This is a genomic window from Leisingera sp. F5 (assembly GCF_001593695.1).
Genome location: NZ_LUKH01000887.1, coordinates 1 through 1,516, shown reverse-complemented (window position 1 = coordinate 1,516; position 1,516 = coordinate 1). Strand labels below are relative to the sequence as shown.

General features: G+C 62.5%; 3 protein-coding genes. All 3 read left to right on the top strand.

The window, feature by feature from the left end:
* On the top strand, positions 1–840 hold an 840-nt coding region (gene ccoP / locus A2I95_RS37105; protein ID WP_291737473.1), incomplete at its 5' end, for a cytochrome-c oxidase, cbb3-type subunit III.
* Between the two features lie 144 nt (positions 841–984).
* Positions 985–1,329 (top strand): hypothetical protein, encoded by a 345-nt coding sequence (locus tag A2I95_RS37100; protein ID WP_291737472.1) that lies wholly within the window; start codon positions 985–987, stop codon positions 1,327–1,329.
* Positions 1,330–1,335: 6 nt separating this feature from the next.
* The coding region (locus A2I95_RS42725; protein ID WP_367153206.1) for a methyltransferase domain-containing protein at positions 1,336–1,516 on the top strand (181 nt) is incomplete at its 3' end.

Below are 1,516 nucleotides of genomic sequence, written 5' to 3'. Positions count from 1 at the left end.
GATCCGAACACCACCGGCCATGAGTGGGACGGGATCGAGGAATTCGACAACCCGATGCCGCGCTGGTGGCTGTGGACCTTCTACGCCACCATCATCTGGGGCGTTCTCTATACCATCGCCTATCCGGCCTGGCCGTTGATCAACGGCGCCACTGCCGGGGTGCTGGGCTGGTCGACCCGCGCCGATGTGGCGGCTGAGATCACCGCGGTGGAAGAAGCCAACGCGCCGGTCAACGCCAAGCTGGAGGCAACCGAGCTGACCGCCATTGCGGCAGATCCTGAGCTGAACTCCTACGCGGTGTCCGCCGGGTCCGCGGTGTTCAAGACCTGGTGCGCCCAGTGCCACGGCTCTGGTGCTGCGGGCGCCAAGGGCTATCCGAACCTGTTGGATGACGATTGGCTGTGGGGCGGCTCGGTGGAGGATATCCACGCCACCGTCGCCCACGGCATCCGCAATGAGGACAGCGATGATGCGCGCTATTCCGAGATGCCTGCATTCGGCCGCGACGAGCTGCTTGAGAAAGAAGAGATTTCCCAGGTGGTCAACTACGTGATGTCGCTGTCGGGCGAGGCGCAGGATGCGTCGAAGGTTGAGGCCGGATCGGTTGTCTTTGCTGACAACTGCGCTTCCTGCCACGCCGAGGACGGCACCGGCGACCGTGAACAAGGCGCGCCGAACCTAGCGGATGCAATCTGGCTTTACGGCGGCGACTACGCCACCCTGAGCGAGACCGTGACCAACTCGCGCTATGGTGTGATGCCGGCCTGGAACACCCGCCTCACCGAGGCGCAGATCCGCGCGGTTTCGTCCTATGTCCACCAGCTGGGCGGCGGCGAATAAGCCGGATCCGGCTGTTCAGAGTGATGAGAGGGCTGCCTGCGGGCGGCCCTTTTTCGTGCATGCATGTCGCCTGGGGGTTGATCCCTGATTGAAAATCCGGCACCGTGCCTGAAATTTGATCAAATTAGCCCAGGAGGACCTGCCGTGGGTGATGCGCCTATTGAATTGGAGCAGGCGATTGCCGCCAACCGTCTTGCCTGGGATGACTCGGCTCGGCTGCACAAGGACAATGCCCTGTGGCAGGACCTGACCGCCGGGTTTGCCCGGCCTGGTTTTTCGACGTTTGACGCCACAATGACCCAGACGCTGGCAGGGTTCGAATTGCAGGGGCTTTCTGGGGTTCAAATCGGCTGCAACAATGGGCGCGAGACGCTGTCGCTGGCCGCCTTCGGGGCGGAGCGTTGCCTGGGAATTGATCAGTCGGCGGAGTTCCTGAAGCAGGCGGAGATCCTGAAGGGCATTGCCGGATCGGACTGTGAATTCCTGTGAGCTGACATCTATAGCCTGCCATCCGGCATCCGCCGCGATTTCGACTTTGCCGTGATCACCATCGGCGTGCTGAACTGGATGCCAGACCTGGGCCGGTTTTTTCAGTCGGTGGCCGGGCTGTTGCGACCGGGCGGGCGGTTGGTGATCTATGAAACCCATCCGGTGCTGGAAATGTTCGAGCCAGCGT